This is a genomic window from Streptosporangium sp. NPDC049046 (assembly GCF_040649155.1).
In the GTDB taxonomy this organism is placed as follows: Bacteria; Actinomycetota; Actinomycetes; order Streptosporangiales; family Streptosporangiaceae; genus Streptosporangium.
Genome location: NZ_JBEZEZ010000002.1, coordinates 140,445 through 158,743 on the forward strand (window position 1 = coordinate 140,445; position 18,299 = coordinate 158,743).

Consider the following 18,299-nt stretch of genomic DNA (forward strand, 5'->3'; position numbering starts at 1 on the left):
TCAGCCGATTCCCATCAGGCGGTCGAACTCGCTGAAGTCACGCTTTCCGGGAGGTGCCTGCTCAAGCAGGCCCGACGTGACGACCGTGCCGAGATCCCCCTGAGCCATCAGGCTAGGGTAACCGTCGATTTCGGGAAGCGTCCGGAGGTTCGACAGGCCTGTGGCACGATCTCGGGAACACACCACGACGTTCTTGTGATCTTCGGAACTCAGTGCGGAAAGGAGGGCGGGGCTGTGCGTGGTGAAGATCACGCGGGCGGAGTTGCCCGTGGTCGCCTGCTTCACAAGGTCGAGCACCTGCGTCGCCTGGGACGGATGGAGACCGTTTTCGAGCTCCTCGATGACCAGCATGGGCGATTTCCCGTCATCACTCGTATCGCGCCCGCCCAGGTCGAGATCGCGTCCCTGCCGCAGCAGCGTCGTGGCGATGGCCGTGAATCTCAGCAGGCCGTCGCTCATCTCGCGTGCGGGGGTGATCGCGGTTCCTTCCCGCAGGGCGAGCATCACATCGTTCAGATCCGAACGGATGGCTTCGATCCCCGTCACCTCGTGCTCGACGAGGTTCTGCACGCGGGTGAGAAGCTGCCGGAATCGTTCGGCGTCGTGTGTCGCCATGTGACCGATGACGGCGGAGAGGTTCTCCGCCGTTCTGCGTAGCCTTATGTCGCGTCCGGGGACGTACTGCCTCATCAGGTGGGGGACGGGATCGAGATGGAAGACGCCGCGCAGAGCTTCCAGGGTGGCTTCGGCCGCCGCGACGACGGAGCGCTCCACCTCGGTCTTTCCCTCCAGTCGAAGGGCGAGCTGGCTGGTCAGGAGCCGGGAGGAGCGGAAGGGGGCCCGAGGGCTCCGGCCTGGGCGGCCGCGGTACCAGGTGGCCTCGATGCTGCCCGACCCCGGAGAGGCGCTTTCGGTCGCGAGCAGCTTGTGACGAAGCCGCTCCTGAAGGTTTTTCGTGGATCGTCTGTGGCCCGATATGCCCCAGAGCGTTTCGCTGATGATCTCTGGTTCGGGACGAACCTGGATCGTGATATCGAGTCCCACGATCATGTAGCTGCCAGGCTCGTGGTTGAAAGGGAAGATCGTACAGCCCAGACTGAACCGGTCCGCTCCGTGCGGGGGACATCCTTCGATGCCCCCGCGGAGGGGCCCCTCGTCGCCGCGCCTGCTGTCGAGCGCGTCCACGATGTCCGCACCGGTCGCCAGCCGGGAGAGCACTTCGAGCCCGTCGAGCGCGTTCGACTTTCCGCTGCTGTTGCGACCGATGAGCGCTGTCATGCCGCCCAGCGGGAGCTTCGCGTCGCGAAACGTCTTGAACTCCGTGAGGCGCAGCTCGCTCAAGTACGGCTTCATATTCGAACGGTACACGTGCGCCCCCGGCCAGGTGGGACGCACGTGAGTGCCTACTCGTCGCCAGTGAGGGAGAAGCTCCGCAGGCGGATGCCCGCCCAGACGACCGCGCCGACGGTGACGACGATCAGGGCGGGGACGGCGAAGCCGAGGGTGATCTCGGTGGAGAAGAACGCGGAGGACGACAGCTGGTCGGCGATCGTCTGGGCCCACTGCTGGATGGAGAACCTGCGGGCGCCGGGGACGAAGTTGCCGACCACGCCCTCCCAGACGAGCGCGTAGACGATGCCGATCGTGACCGCGTGCCGGGTCAGCACGCCCAGCAGCATGAACACCGCCGCGTACGCGATCCCGCCGATGAGGGAGCCGAGCGCGAAGCCGTACGCGATGCCGGATTCGAGATTGACCAGGAGATAGGCCGCGACGAAGGTCGGTACGGCGGCGAACAGCGCGAGCATCGAGGCGGCGACCACGAACTTGGTCTGGGCGATCACCGAGCGGGAGATCGGCTTGGACAGCAGGTGGATGATCGTGCCGTCGTCGATCTCGGGGGCGATCACCCCGGTCCCCGCGATCAGGCCGAGCAGCGGCAGCATGGTGCCGATGGCGAAGGTCTGCATGAGCGCGACGGCGGTCCGCTCGTCGGCGGCGCCGATGAACCTCATCAGCGCGGCCATGGCGATCAGCACGACGGGCAGCATGATCAGCAGCCAGATCCGGCGGCGGCCGAGGAGCGCCCGGTAGGAGATTCCGGCGATGACACCGTTCATGGTCAGCTGCTCCTGTTGATCAGGTAGGAGAAGACGCTCTCCAGGTCTTCGTCGGCGGGGGAGACCTGCATGATCCGGACGTTCGCGTCCCTGGCGACCCTGGGCAGCAGCCAGGTGAAGCGCCGGAAGTCGACGGCGTGCACCTCCAGGCCCGTCTCTGTCAGCGAGACGGAGCCCGAGGAGGCGTCGGCGATCAGCGCGGACGCGAGGCGGCGGTCGTCGCTGGAGCGGACCTTGAACAGGTGGGGGCGGTCGGTCATCCGGCGGCGGATCTCGCGGAAGTCCCCTGAGGCGGCGTGGCGTCCGGCGACGAGGACCTCGATGTGCTGGGCGACCCGCTCCACCTCCTCCAGGATGTGCGAGCTGAACAGGATGGTCTTGCCCGCGGTGCCCATGGAGCGGACCAGGTCCATCAGGTGCAGGCGCTGGCGCGGGTCCATGCCGTTGAACGGCTCGTCGAGCAGCAGGACCTGCGGGTCGTGGACGAGGGCCGCGGCCACCTTGACGCGCTGGCGCATGCCCTTGGAGTACGTCTCGATCCTGCGGTCCTTGGCGCTCTCCATCTCGACCAGGGCGAGGGCCTTGCGCGCCGCGTCGTCGGGGTTGGGCAGGCGGTGCAGCCTGGCGCTGGACAGCACGAACTGCCAGCCGGTGAGGAAGCCGTAGACGGCCTCGCGCTCGGGGACCAGGCCGATGGAGCGGTAGATCTGGTGGTTGCGCCAGATGCGGTCGCCGTCGAGGGTGACGGTGCCGTTCGAGGGGGGCAGGAAGCCGGCCATCATGTGCAGCAGGGTGGACTTGCCCGCGCCGTTCGGGCCGAGCAGTCCGGTGACGCCGGGGCCGACGGTCATGGTGATGTCGTTGACGGCGACCACGTTGCCGTACCACCGGGACACCTGGGCCAGTTCGATCTTCATCGGGAGGCCGCCTTACGGTAGCGCGCGATCAGGGCCGTGAGGGAGAGGGCGATGAGTGCGATCATGATCGCTCCCGCGACCAGGGTTCCGCCGCTCGCGGGGTAGATGACGCCCGCGCTGGGCTCGGCCCCGAAGATCCCGACATGGACGGCGGCGTCCACCAGGAAGAAGGGGTTGATCAGCCAGGCCCACGCGGCGGCGCCGTCGCTGCCCATCGACTCCAGCGTCGCGAACAGCACGGTCGACACGGCCGAGGCGAGCAGGTAGAAGGCGATGACGGAGGCCACGCCCAGGCCGCGCCTGGGGGTGAACGAGGCGATGGCCACGCCGAGGCAGGCGAGCAGCAGCGCGTAGCCGACCGCGCCGACCATGGCGGTGAGGTATTCGAAGGTGTGCGTGTCGCCGGGCAGGTCGATGACCACCTCGCCGATGTAGAGCACGGTGAGCGGCACCGCGAGCAGCAGGAACATCGCGCTCGCCATCGCCGCGAGCTTCGCCCCGACGTAGTCCCAGATCGTCACCGGTCGCGACAGGTAGAGCGGCAGCACCCGGAAGCGCAGGTCGGGCGCGACGGTGTACGGCGACTGCGAGGCGAGGAAGATCGCGAGCACGGCCTGCATGACGATGGCGTACTCGCTGTAGCGCATCCCCTCCTGCTTGATCAGCGCCATGGCCGCGATGGAGACGACCGCGGGCAGGAGCATCACGCCCAGGAGCACGAACGGGATGATCTTCGAGCGGGCGGTGCGGCCGAGCCCGAAGATCCCGCGCAGGCTGTGCACGGTGAGTGCGACGGCGGCCTGGCGTCGACCGAGCCGTGCCCCCTCGTAGTGGCGGTATCCGATGTCGTGGATGACACCCGTGGGTTCGGAGACGGACTCAGACATTGGCGGGCTCCCTGAAGACGTCCTCGATGCGCTGGCGGCCCTGCTCCACGCGTACGAGGGAGAGGTCGAGCTCGCAGACGGCGTCGCGGAGCACGTCGAAGGTCTCCGGCGCGCGGACGTGGACGAGCAGCATCCTGCCGTGCGGGGTGACGGTCTCGCCCAGCTCGGTGAGGCGGGCCGCCAGCGCGTCCTGGCCCTCCTCGACCTCGACGGTCACCGTCTGGGTGCTCTGGGTGAAGTCCCCGATGGAGGAGGAGCGCAGCAGCTTGCCGCCGTCGATCACGATGACGTGGTCGCAGACCCGCTCCAGCTCGCCCAGCAGGTGGGAGGTGACGAGCACGCTGATGCCGAACTCCGAGCCGATCCTGCGGATGAGCGCGAGCATCTCGTCGCGGCCCCGGGGGTCGAGGCCGTTGGTGGGCTCGTCGAGCAGGACGAGGCGCGGGTCGTGCACCAGGGCCTGGGCGAGCTTGACGCGCTGCTTCATGCCGGTGGAGTAGCCGCCCATCGCCCGGTAGCGCTCCTCGTACAGCCCGACGTGGCGCAGGACGTCGGCGGCGCGCTCGCGGGCCGCGGTGCGCGGCAGGCCGGACATCTGGGCCATGTGCACGGTGAACTCGGTGGCGGACAGGTCGGGTGGCAGGCAGTCGTGCTCGGGCATGTAGCCCACGATCCGGCGGATCTCCGCGCCCTTGGTCGTCACGTCCATGCCCAGCACCTGGGCACCGCCCGCGCTGGGTTCGAGGAGGCCGAGGAGGATCTTGATCAGCGTGGACTTGCCCGCGCCGTTGGCGCCGACCAGGCCGGTCACACCGGAGCCGACGGTGACGGTGAGCTGGTCGAGCGCCGTCACCCGGGGGAAACGTCTGGTTAGTCCCTCGGTGGCGAGGATAGTCATGCTCGGACACTATCCGTCGCCGCAGGTGCGCACCTCCGTCATGCGAAGGAGTCTCCCCTCGTCCAAAAGGTCAATTCTCAGCCGCTATCTCCCACCCGGGCGCGCCGGCAGCCGCATGCCGAACCGGGACCAGTAGGCCCTCTGGACGAGCAGCGTCACCACACCGGAGATCACCATGCCCGCGACGTTCACCCCGAGCTGGACGGCCGAGGCGGCCATGTCGCCCCAGCGGGCGAGCGCGGCGGCGACCGCGAAGTATCCGGCGGCGGGGACCGTGGTGACCGAGATGAAGACGCCGACCAGGGCCGAGGACTTGCCCGCGGTGACCGAGAGCACCCCGGCGGCCCCCGCGAGCAGTGCGACGATGAACGACCACCTGTCGGGCTTCACGATGAACTCGATCTCCTCGTGCCCGGTCGCGAGCGTGCCCACGCCGATCCAGCCGAGCCCCCGCGCGGCCAGCGCGCAGACGAAGGTGATCGTGAGGGCGGCGGCGAAGCCCAGGACGAGGGTCCTGGCCGCGCGGCCGATGAGGTTCCCGTCGGTGCGGAGCAGGCCGAAGCAGATGGCCGCGATCGCGCCGAACTCGGGCCCCAGCACCATCGCGCCGATGATGAGGATCGGTGAGTTGACGATCACGCCGATCGCCGCGAGCAGCGTGGCGATCGTGAGGAACGCGAGGAAGGCCCAGGTGAGCCGGGTGTCCTCGTCGACCCGCTGGGCGAACTCCGCCCAGACCACGGCGTCCTCGCTGTCGCCGGGTGCCTCCTCCTGGGCGCGCTCGGCCGCCTGTGAGATCGACAGGTCGATCTGCTCGGCCGCGATCGACCCCTCCGTGTGGAGGCCGAGCTCCTGGAGTCGCTCGATCACCTGGTTGGCGGCCTCACGGGCGATGTCGAACTGGACGAGGTCCCCGGCCGGGGAGCGCGCGACACCGGGGAACAGGACGATGTTGAGGACGCCGACGCACTCGTCGAGCACCTTCAGCACCTTGTCCGTCAGCTCCGCCGGAGTGATCACACGTAGATGCAGCACGGGCCAACCCTAGGACCTGGATCCCGGCCGGCTGAAGCCCGGGAGCCGTACGGTCGTCGTCCGCCCCTTTCCTGCTTCCCGACTGCCCGGGCCGGTGCGGGAGCGGAGCCCGTCAGGGAACCTTGAGGGCGGGGTCGGCGCTCAGGCGCCGGAGCAGGTCGGCTGTGCGGGAGGCCCGCTCGGCGTCCTGGCCGGTCCGGTGGTCCGACTCGATGGCGTCCGCGAGGGCGCCCAGCTCCCGCGGCGGCAGGAAGGCGTGCGCCGCGCGCAGCCGCAGCAGGATTTTGCGGCCGCCCGGCTCCTGGGCGTACAGGTACAGGTAGGGGAGCCGGTGGCCGGTCAGGTCACGGGCTCTTGAGCACTCGGGGAAGGAGTCCAGCCAGACGTGGGCCCGCGCGAGATCCACCCTGCGCGTCGTGAACGCGCCGTGGACCTCCACGACGCTTCCCTCCATCTCCGCGCGGAAGCGGAGGACGCCGAGGAGGACGATGAGGAAGACCACCATGACCAGGGCGAGGGGCAGCGTCAGGATCAGAGAGGGGTCGTCGAGGGAGAGGTCGACGACCCGCCCGATCTCCGAGATCGCGAACAGCGGGAAACCGACGAAGGGGACGGCGAGGAGTATGGCAGCGATCTTCATGCCGGTGCTCGCGCCGACGCTCAGCTTCAGCGGACCATGAGATGAGATGCTCACACATAAGACACTAATCCACTCTTCTGGCGAGTGCTTGGTGCTGTTACGGCATGCATAACCGCAGGCGGGGAAGTTTTTTACCTCCGATGGGTGAGTGGCCGAAACGGGGCCCGGAAAGGTAACGAGGTGTGACGCCGGAGGTCCGCTACGTCATGATCATGGCTCTGACGTGCAGATTTGTAGTCGGACGGTTACCGGTCGCGTCTTGGTTCACGGTTTCGGGGAAGGGGCGGGTGTGCGTTCTCGCCGTGCTGGAGCGGGAACGGACGACCTATTCACGGGATACCTCCGCAGCGTTTATTCAACCAATTCTGTCAATAAAACACTGATATTCCCCATCGTTCACTCAATGACCATCGAGAATGACTCGCAGGTATAGGCTTCCGCTGTTCCTGGTGTGGTGTCGGCCTTTTTCGTCGTCGCCGCCTGCCGGTGGGCCCACGATCCGGTCGCCCGCCCGGCGAAGGTGGCGGGCGGCGCCCTCTCCCGGCGGGGCGCGTGGGCGGCACCACCCGCGCGTGCGCCCGAGGTCACGGACGGCATGGGGGTGGGATGGCGACGGCCGGTGAATCGGATCGGACCGCTTCCGCCGGAGCGGCGCGCCGGTACCGCCGTGACCCGCTGGGGTTCGTCGAGTGGGCGGCCCGCGAGCACGGCCCGGTGTTCCGGCTGCCCGACGACGGGTCACTGTGCGTGGCCGACCCGGTCGAGGCCCTGCGGGTGCTGCACAACGAGGAGGGTCACTACGACGAGGTGTCCGACTTCTTCCATGTCCGCGGCGGGCGGCTGGGGTCGCGGGAGACGCAGGTCGCCATCGGGCGTGCGGCGCGGGCGACGGTGCGCGCCCACCTGGCCGCCCACCGCGAGCGGCTGCCCGCCGTCGTGGCGGGGCTGGGGGAGGTCAGCGAGTGGCCGTCGGCCGGGCGCACCGCCGCGCACCGGTTCCTGGCCGAGGCGCTGCTGCGCCCGGACAGCCCGCCGGCGCTGCGGGAGCTGATGACGCGGGTGGTGGAGCGTGACGTCCTGATCCGTCCCGGCGGCCGGCTGGCACGCGTGGCGCGGGCGGCGCTGTGGGCGCGCGTGGTGCGGGCGGTCGCCGGCGAGGTGCGCGCCCGCCGGGCCGGTGTGACCGGTCCGGCCGGTCAGGGGCCCGGTCGCCCCGGCGACCTGCTGGACGCCGTGCTCGGATCCACCCCGCCCGACACGCCCGCCGCGCAGGTCGCCCAGGTGTATCTCCTGCTGTTCCGTACCTCGGTGGCGCCGGTCGGCCACGTGGTCGGCTGGGCGCTGCTGGCGGCCGCCGCCCACGGCGTCGACCTGGCGGACGTGCCCGCGGAATCGGCCGTACGGGAGTCGCTGCGGCTGTGGCCGGTGGCGTGGCTGCTGGGCCGCCCGGTACACCGCGCCCACCGGATCGGCGGCGTGCGGCTGGAGCCGGGGGAGAGCGTGTCGGTCTGCGTCTACCTGCTGCACCGCGACGAGCGGTACTGGTCGCAGGCCGCCCGGTTCCGGCCAGGACGGTGGGACGACGGCCCCGGCCCTCGCGGGGCCTACCTGCCCTTCGGCGGCGGCCCGTTCACCTGTGCCGGGGCCGCTGTCGCGCAGACCCTGGCCACCGGCCTGCTCGCCGCCGTGAGCGACGGTGCCCGCCTGGAGGTGCGCGGCGGCCACGGGCGCCCCCACGTCGCGGGCATCATCACCCCGCCCTCGTTCCAACTGCGCCGGACCCCCATCAGACCCTGACCGCCAGCGGCCACCAGGAAGGGAGGTGAACTCCATGAGGAAGTTGCTGCGCCGTGTTACCGGCCGCCGGGTCAACCGGCAGGCATGGTTCGTCTGGTAAGACTCTCTCCCCCTCCGGCCGCGCCTGGCCTCCGACGGCCCGGCGCGGCCCCGACGGGTCCGCGCTCAGGGAGGCGCTCATGACGCATGTGGACGAGACGCTGGCGGCGTACGAGAGCGTCGCGGCACGGTACGACGAGCTGAACGCGCGGATGGACACCGCCGCCCTGGTGGACCGCTACGTGGAGATGGCGGACCTGTACGGCACGGGCGGGCGGCGGCTGCTGGACGCCGGGTGCGGAACCGGCCGCAGCAGCGTGGCCTTCCGCGAGCGGGGGTTCGAGGTGACCGGCTACGACCTGTCGCCGGCGATGGTGGCGATGGCCGGGAGCAGACCCGGAGCCGAGGACGTCCGGTTCCTGGTGGGACGGCTGCAGCAGCCCCCGCCTGGGCTGACCGGCTTCGACGTGGTCGCCTGCGTGGACCTGCCGATGGCGTACCTGACCGGCACGGACGAGCTGCGGTGGGCGCTGGCGTCGGCGCGCGACCAGCTCGCGGACGGCGGGGTGCTGATCTTCGACCTGAGCACCATCGGCTACTACCGGCGTACGTTCGGCGTCCCGACGGTCGCCGACCGCGGGGACCGGTACGTGGCGTGGTTCGCGGCATCACCGCGGATCGAGGCCGACGCGGTCGTGGTCACCCAGTTCGACCTGTTCGAGCGGGCCGGCGCGGGCTGGGAGCGGGTGTCGATGCGGCACGTGCAGCGGCACCGCTCCGACCGGACGGTGCGCCGGGTGGCCGAGCGGGCCGGGCTACGCGTGGTGGCCACCCGCGGGCTGGTGGGGACGTCGGCGCGGGAGCCGGCCGACGAGGACGACCACGACCGGATCCTGTACGTCGCCCGCAGGGCCGACTGAGCGCCGGATGTGTCCCCGGTCGTGGGCGGCACTCTCGCCACCCCAGGGGAGTCGTCGGCCCCGGACAGGGGATCCCGATGCGGAAGGGATCCTCGGCCGCGTCCCTGCGTCCCCGCGCCGCTCATGCCCCGCGTCGTTCCCCGCGGTCAGGTCGTGGTCAACCGGCCTGGCGGCAGCGCTCCAGATAGAGGACCAGGTCGCGCATGCGGTCGGCAGGCCAGGGGAGGCTCCGGCCGATCTCCTCGCTGTTCTCCCGCCACATCCGCCGCGCGGTGGCTTTGGTTCCCTCCCCGTCGTCGCCGTCGTCGTGGAACCGGTTCGCCAGTGCGTCCCAGCGGTGGACCAGGGCCCGCACGCGCGGGTCGTCAACCGGAGTGTCGTCCCGCACGTGCCGCAGGAGCTCCTCGACGAGCCCCGCCCATTCGGTCCTGGCCGCCTCGACGGCCTCCGGGCCGAGGTCTGCCCTGCGCCGGGCCAGTTGCTCCCGCTGCTCCGTCGTGAACGAGCTCTCGAACATAGAGATCATCTCCAGGGTCGTCATGAACTGGTCCGGATCGGGCATCGACGCACTGTCGATCTGTCCCAGCAGGCCGTGCAGCCGGCGGGTGAGCCGCTGGATCCGCGCGCCGTGCGCCTCCAACTCGCGAAGCTGCGCCGCCAGCAGGTCGCGCATCGCGGCCAGGTCGTCCGTGGAGTTCGCGAGGACGTTCGCGATCTCCTCCAGAGACAGCCCGAGCGTTCGCAGGGCCCGCACCCGGTACAGCCGCCGCACGTCGTCCCCGGTGTAGCGGCGGTGCCCCGACACGGTACGTTCGCTCGCGCTCAGCAGGCCGATCGCGTCGTAGTGACGCAGCGCGCGCACGGTCATCCCGCTCGCCCGCGCCACCTCGCCGATGCTCCACCGACGCCCGGCGTCGTCTTTCCCGATCACGTCCGCAACGTTAGGACCTGCCGTTGCGGCGGGTTCAAGTCCCTTGCGGATCCGGCGCCCCACGCGACTCGACGGCGATCACCGGGTGGACGAGAGCCATCGGTGATCGATCACCGAGACTCCAGCGATCTGGACGGCCCTGCTGTCCGGGAGGGCCTGATAGGCCGACGTGGCGGCGCGGGATCTGGAGGGACCGGCGCCGCCACGTCTCGAAGTCAGGAGTCGGTTGATGATCGGGGAGCGTGAGGGGCCTCCCGGGGGTGGGGCGGAGCGCCGGGAGGGTCAGATCCGGCGGAGGCGGACGCGCTGGATGGAGTGGTTGGCGTCCTTGTGGAGGACGAGGTCGGCCCGGCCCCTGGTGGGGGCGATGTTCTCGACGAGGTTGCGCTCGTTGATGTCTCGCCAGATGTTCCTGGCGAAGTCGGTGGCCTCCTCCTCCGACAGACTCGCGAGATGTTTGAAGTAGGACTTCGGGTCCTCGAAGGCCGTACGCCGGAGCTTGTGGAAGCGGTCCACGTACCAGTCGCGGATGTGTTCGACCTTGGCGTCCACGTAGATCGAGAAGTCGAAGTAGTCGTTGATCGCGAGGGCGGTGGGCGGTGCGGGCTGCAGGACGTTGAGGCCCTCGACGATGAGGATGTCGGGTCGGCGCACGGTCTGGGGCGCGCCGGGCACGATGTCGTACTCCAGGTGGCTGTAGACCGGGGCCGTCACCTCCGGAAGGCCCGCCTTGACGTCGGCGACGAACCTGACCAGGGCCCGCCGGTCGTAGCTCTCGGGAAAGCCCTTCCTGTGCATGATGTCCCTCGCGGTGAGGACCTCGTTGGGGAAGAGGAAGCTGTCGGTGGTGATCAGGTCCACCCGAGGGTGCTCGGGCCAGCGGGCCAGCAGGGTGTGCAGCAGCCGGGCCGTGGTCGACTTGCCGACCGCGACGCTCCCCGCGATGCCCAGGACGTACGGGGCCGTCCTGCGCCCGCCGCCGAGGAAGGTGTTGAGCGCCGCGCTGCGCTGCCTGGCCCCGGTGAAGTGGAGGTTGAGCAGCCGGGTGAGCGGCAGGTAGATGTCGGTGACCTCGGCCAGGTCGATCGGGTCGTCGACGCCGCGCAGTTCCTCCAGCTCGTCCTCGGTGAGCGTGAGGGGCGTGTTCTTGCGGAGTTCGCTCCACTGAGCCCGGCTGAGCTGCACGTACGGTGTCGCGGTGTCCAAACCGTTGGCCATGTTCAGAGAGCCTACTGATCCGTCGGGAGCGGGTTCCTGGCGGGTGTTGGTCCGTGGGACGGGGTTCTGGCGGGTGTCGGTGTGCCGGGGGCGGCCTCTCGGTGGGCGTTGGTGTGCCGGGAGCGCTTCCCGGTGGGTGCTGGTGTGCCGGGAGCGCTTCCCGGTGGGTGCTGGTGTGCCGGGAGCGCTTCCCGACGGGGGTGGTGCGTCGGGAGCGCTTCCCGACGGGCACCGGGCGGGATTCTTGGTCTGTCCGGGGGGTTCTCCATAGACGCACCGGACGACTTCTCAGGGAGGGGGTATGACAATGTGCGGAATAGTGGGATATACGGGACAGCGCCAGGCGATCGAAGTCGCGGTCGAGGGGCTGGGCCGCCTGGAGTACCGGGGATACGACTCGGCGGGGATCGCTCTGGTCGGGGCGGACGGCCTGGTCGTGGAGAAGCGGGCGGGGAAGCTGGCCAACCTGCGCTCGGCGCTGGTCTCACGTCCCACACCGCCGGCCGCGGCGACGACGGGGATCGGGCACACCCGGTGGGCCACCCACGGGGCCCCCACCGACCGCAACGCCCATCCGCACACCGACTGCGAGGGACGGATCGCGGTCATCCACAACGGGATCATCGAGAACTTCGCCGCGCTCAGGGCCGAGCTGGAGAACGCGGGGCACAGGATCGTCTCCGAGACCGACACGGAGGTGGTGGCGCACCTGCTGGAGCGGTTCGCCGCCGGAGGGCTCATGGAGGCGATGCGCCGGGTCTGCCTGCGGCTGGAGGGGGCGTTCACCCTGCTCGCGATCTCGGCCGACGAGCCCGACGTGGTGGTGGGCGCGCGGCGCAACTCACCGCTGGTCATCGGCAGGGGCGAGGGGGAGAACTTCCTCGGCTCGGACGTGGCGGCGTTCATCGCGTACACGCGCGAGGCGGTGGAACTGGGCCAGGACCAGGTGGTCGAACTGCGTCCCTCGAAGATCACGGTCACCGACTTCCAGGGCCTCCCGGCCGTGACGCGCGACTACCACGTCGACTGGGACGCCTCGGCCGCGGAGAAGGACGGCTACGACCACTTCATGCTCAAGGAGATCGCCGAGCAGCCCCGGGCCGTCGCCGACACGCTGCTCGGCAGGGTCGGCGAGGACGGCCGGCTGGTGCTGGACGAGATGCGACTGTCCGACCAGGAGCTACGCGACATCAACAAGATCATTCTGGTCGCCTGTGGGACCTCCTACCACGCCGGGCTCATCGCGAAGTACGCCATCGAGCACTGGGCGAGGCTGCCCTGCGAGGTCGAGGTGGCGAGCGAGTTCCGCTACCGCGACCCGATCCTCACCCGGGACACGCTGGTGATCGTGATCAGCCAGTCGGGCGAGACCATGGACACCCTCATGGCGGTACGGCACGCGCGCGGGCAGCGGTCGCGGGTGCTGGCGGTCTGCAACGTGAACGGTTCCACGATCTCCCGCGAGTCCGACGCCGTCCTCTACACGCACGCGGGCCCGGAGGTCGCGGTGGCCTCCACCAAGGCGTTCCTCACCCAGTTGGTGGCGTGCTACCTGGTGGCGCTCTATCTCGCCCAGGTCAGGGGGACGAAGTACGGCGACGAGATCACCCAGATCGTCGACCGGCTGGCGGAGGCGCCGTCGAAGGTGAGCGAGGTCCTCTCGACCGTCGAGCCGGTCCGCGCGCTGGCCAGGTCGCTCGCCGACGAGCGGTGTGTGCTCTTCCTCGGGCGGCACGTGGGCTTTCCCGTCGCGCTGGAGGGGGCGCTGAAGCTCAAGGAACTGGCGTACATGCACGCGGAGGGCTTCGCGGCGGGCGAGCTGAAGCACGGCCCGATCGCGCTGATCGACAAAGGGCTCCCGGTCGTGGTCGTCGTCCCCTCGCCGTCGGGCCAGCGGATGATCCATGACAAGATCGTGTCCAACATCCAGGAGATCCGGGCGAGGGGTGCGAGGACCCTCGTCGTCGCCGAGGAGGGGGACGTCGCGGTCGGGCGCTACGCCGACACGCTGATCCACATCCCGGTCGTGCCGACCCTGCTCCAGCCGCTGGTCGCCGCGGTGCCGCTCCAGGTCTTCGCCTGCGAGCTGGCCACGGCCAAGGGGCACGACGTCGACCAGCCCCGCAACCTCGCCAAGTCGGTCACGGTGGAGTAAGCCCTCCCCGTGCGTTGTCCACAGCCTGTGGATAAAGTCTATGGATTACCCACACCCGTAAGTGGGTATAGAGTCTGCCCTTCTTCTTGTCCCATTAAGTGTCGATATATGCCATATAACGGTTTACTGAGGCGCATCAACGTGGCGTGAATCCACCGGATCCAAGGGAGCCGCAAGATGGACCGTCGTCGTTTCCTCGCCCGAGGTGGCGCACTGGCCGCGCTGGGGGTGGCCGGGCCGTTCGCGGGGGTCGCGCGGGCGGGGGCGAACGGGGAGCTTCTCCCGGGGGCCGGGTACGGCCCGCTGAAGCCGGTCAAGGACGAGCGGGACGGCGTGGTGCGCCTCCACCTGCCCGACGGCTTCCACTACCGGTCCTTCAGCTCGGCCGGCGACAAGTACAGCGACGGATCCACCGTCCCCTCCAGGCACGACGGCATGGCCGCGTTCCGCGGGCCGGGCGGCAGCGCGATCCTCATCCGCAACCACGAGGTCAACGGCCCGGTCGGCGCGTTCGGAAACCCGGCCAAGGCCTACGATCCGGCGGCCGGCGGCGGCACCTCGACGCTCAGGGTCACCCGCTACGGCAAGGTGCTCACCTCCGCCCCCAGCCTGACCGGCACCCAGATGAACTGCTCAGGCGGCCCGATGCCCTGGGGCGCCTGGGTGAGTTGCGAGGAGACCGTGAACGGGCCGGACGTGGGCGACGACTTCACCGGCCAGGACAACGGCAAGCTCACGCGCAAGCACGGCTACATCTTCGAGGTCCCGCTCGACGGCCAGGCCGGAGGACCGATCAGGAACGCCGGGCGGTTCGCCCACGAGTCGGTCGCGTTCGACGGGTTCACCGGCGCGCTCTACCTCACCGAGGACAACTTCGGCTTCGCCTCCGGCTTCTACCGCTACCTGCCCCCGAAGAACCCGCTGACGGCCCGCCGCATCCTCGACGGCGGCCGGCTCCAGATGCTGGCCGTGCGGGGCGCGCCCGGCAAGAACCTCTCCCTCGGCCAGCCCAGGGGAGCCTCGTACTCGACGACCTGGGTGGACATCGACGACCCCGACCCCACCTTCATCGGCACCCCCGCCAACAGCCTCGCCCTCCAGGCCGTCGGCAACCAGGGCAGGGCGAAGGGCGCGGCGCTCTTCTCCCGGCTGGAGGGGGCGATCAACCACCACGGCACGATCTACTTCGTCTCCACCCAGGGCGGCGCGACCGCGTCCGGCGACACCCCGCCCGGCGGCTTCGGCAAGGGACGCGGCCAGGTGTGGGCGTACGAGACGTGGAGCGGGCGGCTCAAACTCGTCTACGAGTCGCCGGGCGCGGTCACCCTCGACCTGCCGGACAACGTCACCGCCAGCCCCAGAGGCACCCTGGTCCTGTGCGAGGACGGCGCGGGTGACAACTACCTGCGCGGCCTCACCCGCCAGGGCGAGATCTTCGACTTCTCCCGCCTCACCCCCGTCCGCGGCGACTCCGGCGCCGAGTTCGCCGGCTCGACCTTCGGCCCCGGCGGTCACACCCTCTACGTCAACGTCCAGTCCACCAAGGGGACGAGCTTCGCCATCTGGGGCCCCTGGCAGCGCGGCGGCTTCTGACCGGCGGGAACGCGGGCCGACGGCGTGACGCCACTAGCCTGGGAGGGTGATCGTTGGTATCGGTGTCGACGTCGTGGACGTGGCGAGGTTCGAGGCGACGCTGGTGCGGACGCCCGCGCTGCGGGGACGCCTGTTCACCGATAGGGAGAGCGGGCTGGCCACGGAGTCCCTCGCCGCCAGGTTCGCGGCGAAGGAGGCCGTCGCGAAGGCCCTCGGCGCCCCTCCCGGGCTGCGTCACCTGGACGCCGAGGTGCTCAGCGGGGAGCACGGGCGGCCCGAGCTGCGGGTGACCGGCCGGGTGGCGGACGTCGCCGAGGCCCTGGGCGTGGCCCGGTGGCACGTCTCCCTCACCCACGACGGGGGCGTCGCGATCGCCTACGTGATCGCCGAGGGATAGATTCGGTGGAATGCGGACCGCGTACACCTCCGACCAGATCAGGGCGGCCGAGGCGGCACTGATGGCGACGCTGCCCGAGGGCGCCCTGATGGAGAGGGCGGCCACCGGGCTCGCGGTGGTCTGCGCCAGGATGCTCGGCGGCGTGTACGGCTCCCGCGTCGTGCTGCTCGTCGGCGGTGGCGACAACGGCGGCGACGCCCTTTACGCCGGGGCCCGTCTCGCGGCCAGGGGGGCGAGGGTCGACGCGCTCCTCGCCGGTACGCGCGTCCACGCGGGGGGTCTGGAGGCCCTGCGCCGCGCGGGCGGCCGCGTCACCCGGCTCAACCCCGATCCCGGTCCCGGATCCGGTCCCGACCCCGATCCCGATCCCGGTTCCGGTCCCGACCCCGGTCCCGGTCACGGCGCGGGAAACGGGCCCGGTATCGCGGTGGCCACGGCGGATCATCCCGCGGGTGCGCGCGTTCGCGGCCTGCTCGACGCGGCGGACCTGATCGTGGACGGGATGCTCGGGATCGGCGGGGCCGGGGCACTCAGGGAGCCGTACGCGACCCTCGCCCGGCTCGCGAACGACGCGCCCGGCGAGGTCGTCGCGGTGGACGTGCCCAGCGGTGTGGACGCGAGCAGCGGCCGGGTGGAGGGTCCCGCGGTCGTCGCGGACGCCACCGTCACGTTCGGGGCGTGGAAGATCGGGTTGCTCGTCGATCCCGGCTCCCGGCACGCGGGCCGGACGGAACTCGTGGACATCGGCCTCGGCCCCCACCTGCCCGACCCCGAGGCGGTCGCGCCGACGGACGCCGACGTGGCCGCGATGCTGCCCAGACCCGACGCCTCGTCCGACAAGTACCGCCGGGGCGTCGTCGGGGTCGCGGCGGGCAGCGAGCTCTACACCGGCGCCGCGGTGCTGGCCGTGGGCGGGGCACTGCGGGCCGGGGTGGGCATGGTCCGCTACGCGGGGGGCGCGGAGCCGGTGGCCCAGGTGCGGGCCCGCTGGCCGGAGGCCGTGATCACCACGCTCGCCCCCGGGGAGGGGGTCGAGAGGGTGGGCCGCGTGCAGGCGTGGGTGCTCGGCCCCGGCCTCGGCACCGGCGACGAGGCCCGCGCCGTCGCCCGTTCCGTGCTGTCGAGCGAGGTCCCCGTGCTCGTCGACGCCGACGCGCTCACCCTGGTGGCCCAGGACAGGGCGCTGCTCCGCAGGGACGCGCCGGTCCTGATCACCCCGCACGCGGGCGAGCTCTCCCGCCTGATCGGTGTGCCGAGGGAGCGGATCGAGGCGCGGCGCCTGGAGAGCGTACGGCGGGCGGCGGCGGAACTGGGGGTGACCGTGCTGCTCAAGGGCTCGACCACGCTGGTCGCCGAGGAGGACCGGCCGGTCGGGATCAACCTCACCGGCAGCCCCTGGCTCGCGACCGGCGGCACCGGCGACGTGCTGGCGGGTCTGGCCGGCGCGCTGCTGGCCGCGGGGCTGAGCGGGTACGACGCGGCCTCCTGTGCCGCGTATCTGCACGGAATCGCCGGTCGTCAGGGCCCTCTCACCGCCTGGGACGTCGCCGAGGCCCTGCCGGAGGTGGCGCGCTCCCTGCTCGACGGGCCTCGGCATCGCCTCCCACCTGCCAAACTGGGGTCATGAGTTTCCCGATGACTCCCGCCGAGGCACGGGTGGATCTCTCGGCGATTCGTGAGAACGTGAGGCAGCTCGCGAGCCACGCTCCCGGCGCCGAGATGATGGTCGCTGTCAAGGCCGACGCCTACGGGCACGGGCTGGTTCCCGTGGCCCGCGCCTGCCTGGAGGCCGGCGCGGGACGGCTGGGCACCGCCTACATCCGCGAGGCCCTGGAACTGAGGGCCGCCGGGATCACCGCGCCGATCCTGGCGTGGATCATCCCGCCGGGAGAGCCGCTTGAGCAGGCCGTCGGGCACGACATCGAGCTCTCGGCGAGCTCCGTCTCGATGATCGACGCGATCGCCGACGCCGCCGCGGAGGCCGGTGGGGCGGCGAGGGTGCACCTGAAGGTCGACACCGGCATGTCACGCGGTGGCGCGACGGCGGCGGAATGGGCGGCCCTGGTCCAGCGGGCGTTGCGGCACCAGGCCGAGGGCGTGATCGAGATCGTCGGGCTCTGGTCCCACTTCGCCTGCGCCGACATACCGGGAGACCCGTCCATCGCGGCCCAGCTGGCGGCCTTCGACGAGGCGCTGCACATCGCGGAGAAGGCCGGGGCCGGAGGCTCCCACGTCATCAGGCACATCGCCAACTCGGCGGCGATCCTGACGCTGCCGCAGGCACGCTACGACCTGGTCCGTCCGGGCATCGCGACCTTCGGCCTGAGCCCCGTGCCCCGGCTCGGAGGTTTCGGGCTGCATCCGGCGATGACGCTCGTCGCGCGGATCGCTCTGGTCAAACGGGTGCCCGCCAGGTCGGGCGTCTCCTACGGACACCTGTACGTCACGGATCGGGAGACGACGCTTGGCCTCGTCCCCCTCGGGTATGCGGACGGGGTCCTACGGCACGCCACCAACGTGGCGGAGGTGATGGCCGGTGGCCGCAGACGGCGGATCGCGGGCAGGGTCTGCATGGACCAGTTCATGATCGACGTAGGAGACGACCCGCTGACGGAGGGTGACGAGGTGATCCTGTTCGGCGACGGTTCCCGTGGCGAGCCCACCGCTCAGGAGTGGGCGGATTCCCTCGACACGATCACGCATGAGATCGTGACCAGGATCGGTTCGCGGGTCCCGCGCGTTTACCGGTGAA

16 protein-coding genes are annotated in these 18,299 nt (G+C 70.7%); 7 read left to right on the top strand and 9 right to left on the bottom strand.

Annotated features, from left to right (window positions below):
- From AB0B96_RS03090 to AB0B96_RS03120, 7 genes are all read right to left on the bottom strand, one after another.
- Positions 1–1,353, bottom strand: a complete 1,353-nt coding sequence (locus AB0B96_RS03090; protein WP_362896001.1) for an ATP-binding protein — start codon at positions 1,351–1,353, stop codon at positions 1–3.
- Positions 1,354–1,403: 50 nt separating this feature from the next.
- Entirely contained in the window at positions 1,404–2,120 is a 717-nt protein-coding gene (locus tag AB0B96_RS03095) for an ABC transporter permease subunit (protein ID WP_362896003.1), read from the bottom strand.
- 2 nt (positions 2,121–2,122) lie between these two features.
- Positions 2,123–3,037 carry an ABC transporter ATP-binding protein gene (locus tag AB0B96_RS03100; protein ID WP_350943301.1) on the bottom strand — a complete coding sequence of 305 codons (915 nt, stop codon included), beginning with the start codon at positions 3,035–3,037 and terminating at the stop codon, positions 2,123–2,125.
- Positions 3,034–3,924, bottom strand: a complete 891-nt coding sequence (locus AB0B96_RS03105) for an ABC transporter permease (RefSeq protein WP_362896006.1) — start codon at positions 3,922–3,924, stop codon at positions 3,034–3,036. The genes AB0B96_RS03100 and AB0B96_RS03105 overlap by 4 nt, the downstream gene beginning before the upstream one ends.
- Positions 3,917–4,822, bottom strand: coding sequence for an ABC transporter ATP-binding protein (locus AB0B96_RS03110; protein ID WP_350943304.1), 906 nt, complete (start codon positions 4,820–4,822; stop codon positions 3,917–3,919). Before AB0B96_RS03110 ends, AB0B96_RS03105 begins: the two co-directional genes overlap by 8 nt.
- Before the next feature lie 84 nt (positions 4,823–4,906).
- Positions 4,907–5,857, bottom strand: a complete 951-nt coding sequence (locus tag AB0B96_RS03115) for a DUF389 domain-containing protein (protein WP_350943306.1) — start codon at positions 5,855–5,857, stop codon at positions 4,907–4,909.
- Positions 5,858–5,969: 112 nt separating this feature from the next.
- On the bottom strand, positions 5,970–6,551 hold the full coding sequence (locus tag AB0B96_RS03120) for a hypothetical protein (RefSeq protein ID WP_362896008.1): 582 nt from the start codon (positions 6,549–6,551) through the stop codon (positions 5,970–5,972).
- Positions 6,552–7,103: 552 nt separating this feature from the next.
- Here AB0B96_RS03120 and AB0B96_RS03125 point away from each other — a divergent pair.
- Both AB0B96_RS03125 and AB0B96_RS03130 read left to right on the top strand, forming a co-directional pair.
- Complete coding sequence (locus AB0B96_RS03125; RefSeq protein WP_362896010.1) at positions 7,104–8,294, top strand: cytochrome P450; 1,191 nt, start codon at positions 7,104–7,106, stop codon at positions 8,292–8,294.
- Positions 8,295–8,473: 179 nt separating this feature from the next.
- Positions 8,474–9,253: a class I SAM-dependent methyltransferase gene (locus AB0B96_RS03130; RefSeq protein WP_362896012.1), complete on the top strand. Its 780-nt coding sequence runs from the start codon at positions 8,474–8,476 to the stop codon at positions 9,251–9,253.
- Between the two features lie 157 nt (positions 9,254–9,410).
- Here AB0B96_RS03130 and AB0B96_RS03135 read toward each other — a convergent pair whose 3' ends face one another.
- Entirely contained in the window at positions 9,411–10,184 is a 774-nt protein-coding gene (locus AB0B96_RS03135; protein ID WP_362896014.1) for a MerR family transcriptional regulator, read from the bottom strand.
- A gap of 282 nt (positions 10,185–10,466) precedes the next feature.
- Positions 10,467–11,402 carry a type I pantothenate kinase gene (coaA, locus tag AB0B96_RS03140; RefSeq protein ID WP_362896016.1) on the bottom strand — a complete coding sequence of 312 codons (936 nt, stop codon included), beginning with the start codon at positions 11,400–11,402 and terminating at the stop codon, positions 10,467–10,469.
- Positions 11,403–11,709: 307 nt separating this feature from the next.
- Here coaA and glmS point away from each other — a divergent pair, with 307 nt between their 5' ends.
- The 5 genes from glmS to alr all read left to right on the top strand — a co-directional run bounded on the left by glmS (position 11,710) and on the right by alr (position 18,298).
- Positions 11,710–13,557 (top strand): glutamine--fructose-6-phosphate transaminase (isomerizing), encoded by a 1,848-nt coding sequence (gene glmS, locus AB0B96_RS03145; RefSeq protein ID WP_350943566.1) that lies wholly within the window; start codon positions 11,710–11,712, stop codon positions 13,555–13,557.
- Between the two features lie 177 nt (positions 13,558–13,734).
- Positions 13,735–15,150, top strand: a complete 1,416-nt coding sequence (locus tag AB0B96_RS03150) for an alkaline phosphatase PhoX (RefSeq protein WP_362896018.1) — start codon at positions 13,735–13,737, stop codon at positions 15,148–15,150.
- Positions 15,151–15,196: 46 nt separating this feature from the next.
- Entirely contained in the window at positions 15,197–15,547 is a 351-nt protein-coding gene (locus tag AB0B96_RS03155) for a holo-ACP synthase (RefSeq protein WP_350943315.1), read from the top strand.
- A gap of 10 nt (positions 15,548–15,557) precedes the next feature.
- A complete protein-coding gene (locus tag AB0B96_RS03160) occupies positions 15,558–17,174 on the top strand; it encodes an NAD(P)H-hydrate dehydratase (RefSeq protein ID WP_362896020.1) in 1,617 nt (538 codons plus the stop codon).
- Complete coding sequence (gene alr, locus AB0B96_RS03165) at positions 17,171–18,298, top strand: alanine racemase (RefSeq protein WP_362896022.1); 1,128 nt, start codon at positions 17,171–17,173, stop codon at positions 18,296–18,298. Before AB0B96_RS03160 ends, alr begins: the two co-directional genes overlap by 4 nt.
- Position 18,299 lies beyond the last annotated feature (1 nt).

Excerpts from the sequence above, each read along its gene's own strand:
- coaA (WP_362896016.1), bottom strand. The coding sequence starts at position 11,402 with ATGGCCAACGGTTTGGACACCGCGACACCGTACGTGCAGCTCAGCCGG.
- AB0B96_RS03090 (WP_362896001.1), bottom strand. The coding sequence starts at position 1,353 with ATGAAGCCGTACTTGAGCGAGCTGCGCCTCACGGAGTTCAAGACGTTT.
- AB0B96_RS03150 (WP_362896018.1), top strand. The coding sequence starts at position 13,735 with ATGGACCGTCGTCGTTTCCTCGCCCGAGGTGGCGCACTGGCCGCGCTG.
- AB0B96_RS03105 (WP_362896006.1), bottom strand. The coding sequence starts at position 3,924 with ATGTCTGAGTCCGTCTCCGAACCCACGGGTGTCATCCACGACATCGGA.
- AB0B96_RS03160 (WP_362896020.1), top strand. The coding sequence starts at position 15,558 with ATGCGGACCGCGTACACCTCCGACCAGATCAGGGCGGCCGAGGCGGCA.
- AB0B96_RS03125 (WP_362896010.1), top strand. The coding sequence starts at position 7,104 with ATGGCGACGGCCGGTGAATCGGATCGGACCGCTTCCGCCGGAGCGGCG.
- AB0B96_RS03110 (WP_350943304.1), bottom strand. The coding sequence starts at position 4,822 with ATGACTATCCTCGCCACCGAGGGACTAACCAGACGTTTCCCCCGGGTG.
- AB0B96_RS03095 (WP_362896003.1), bottom strand. The coding sequence starts at position 2,120 with ATGAACGGTGTCATCGCCGGAATCTCCTACCGGGCGCTCCTCGGCCGC.
- alr (WP_362896022.1), top strand. The coding sequence starts at position 17,171 with ATGAGTTTCCCGATGACTCCCGCCGAGGCACGGGTGGATCTCTCGGCG.
- AB0B96_RS03130 (WP_362896012.1), top strand. The coding sequence starts at position 8,474 with ATGACGCATGTGGACGAGACGCTGGCGGCGTACGAGAGCGTCGCGGCA.
- AB0B96_RS03100 (WP_350943301.1), bottom strand. The coding sequence starts at position 3,037 with ATGAAGATCGAACTGGCCCAGGTGTCCCGGTGGTACGGCAACGTGGTC.
- glmS (WP_350943566.1), top strand. The coding sequence starts at position 11,710 with ATGTGCGGAATAGTGGGATATACGGGACAGCGCCAGGCGATCGAAGTC.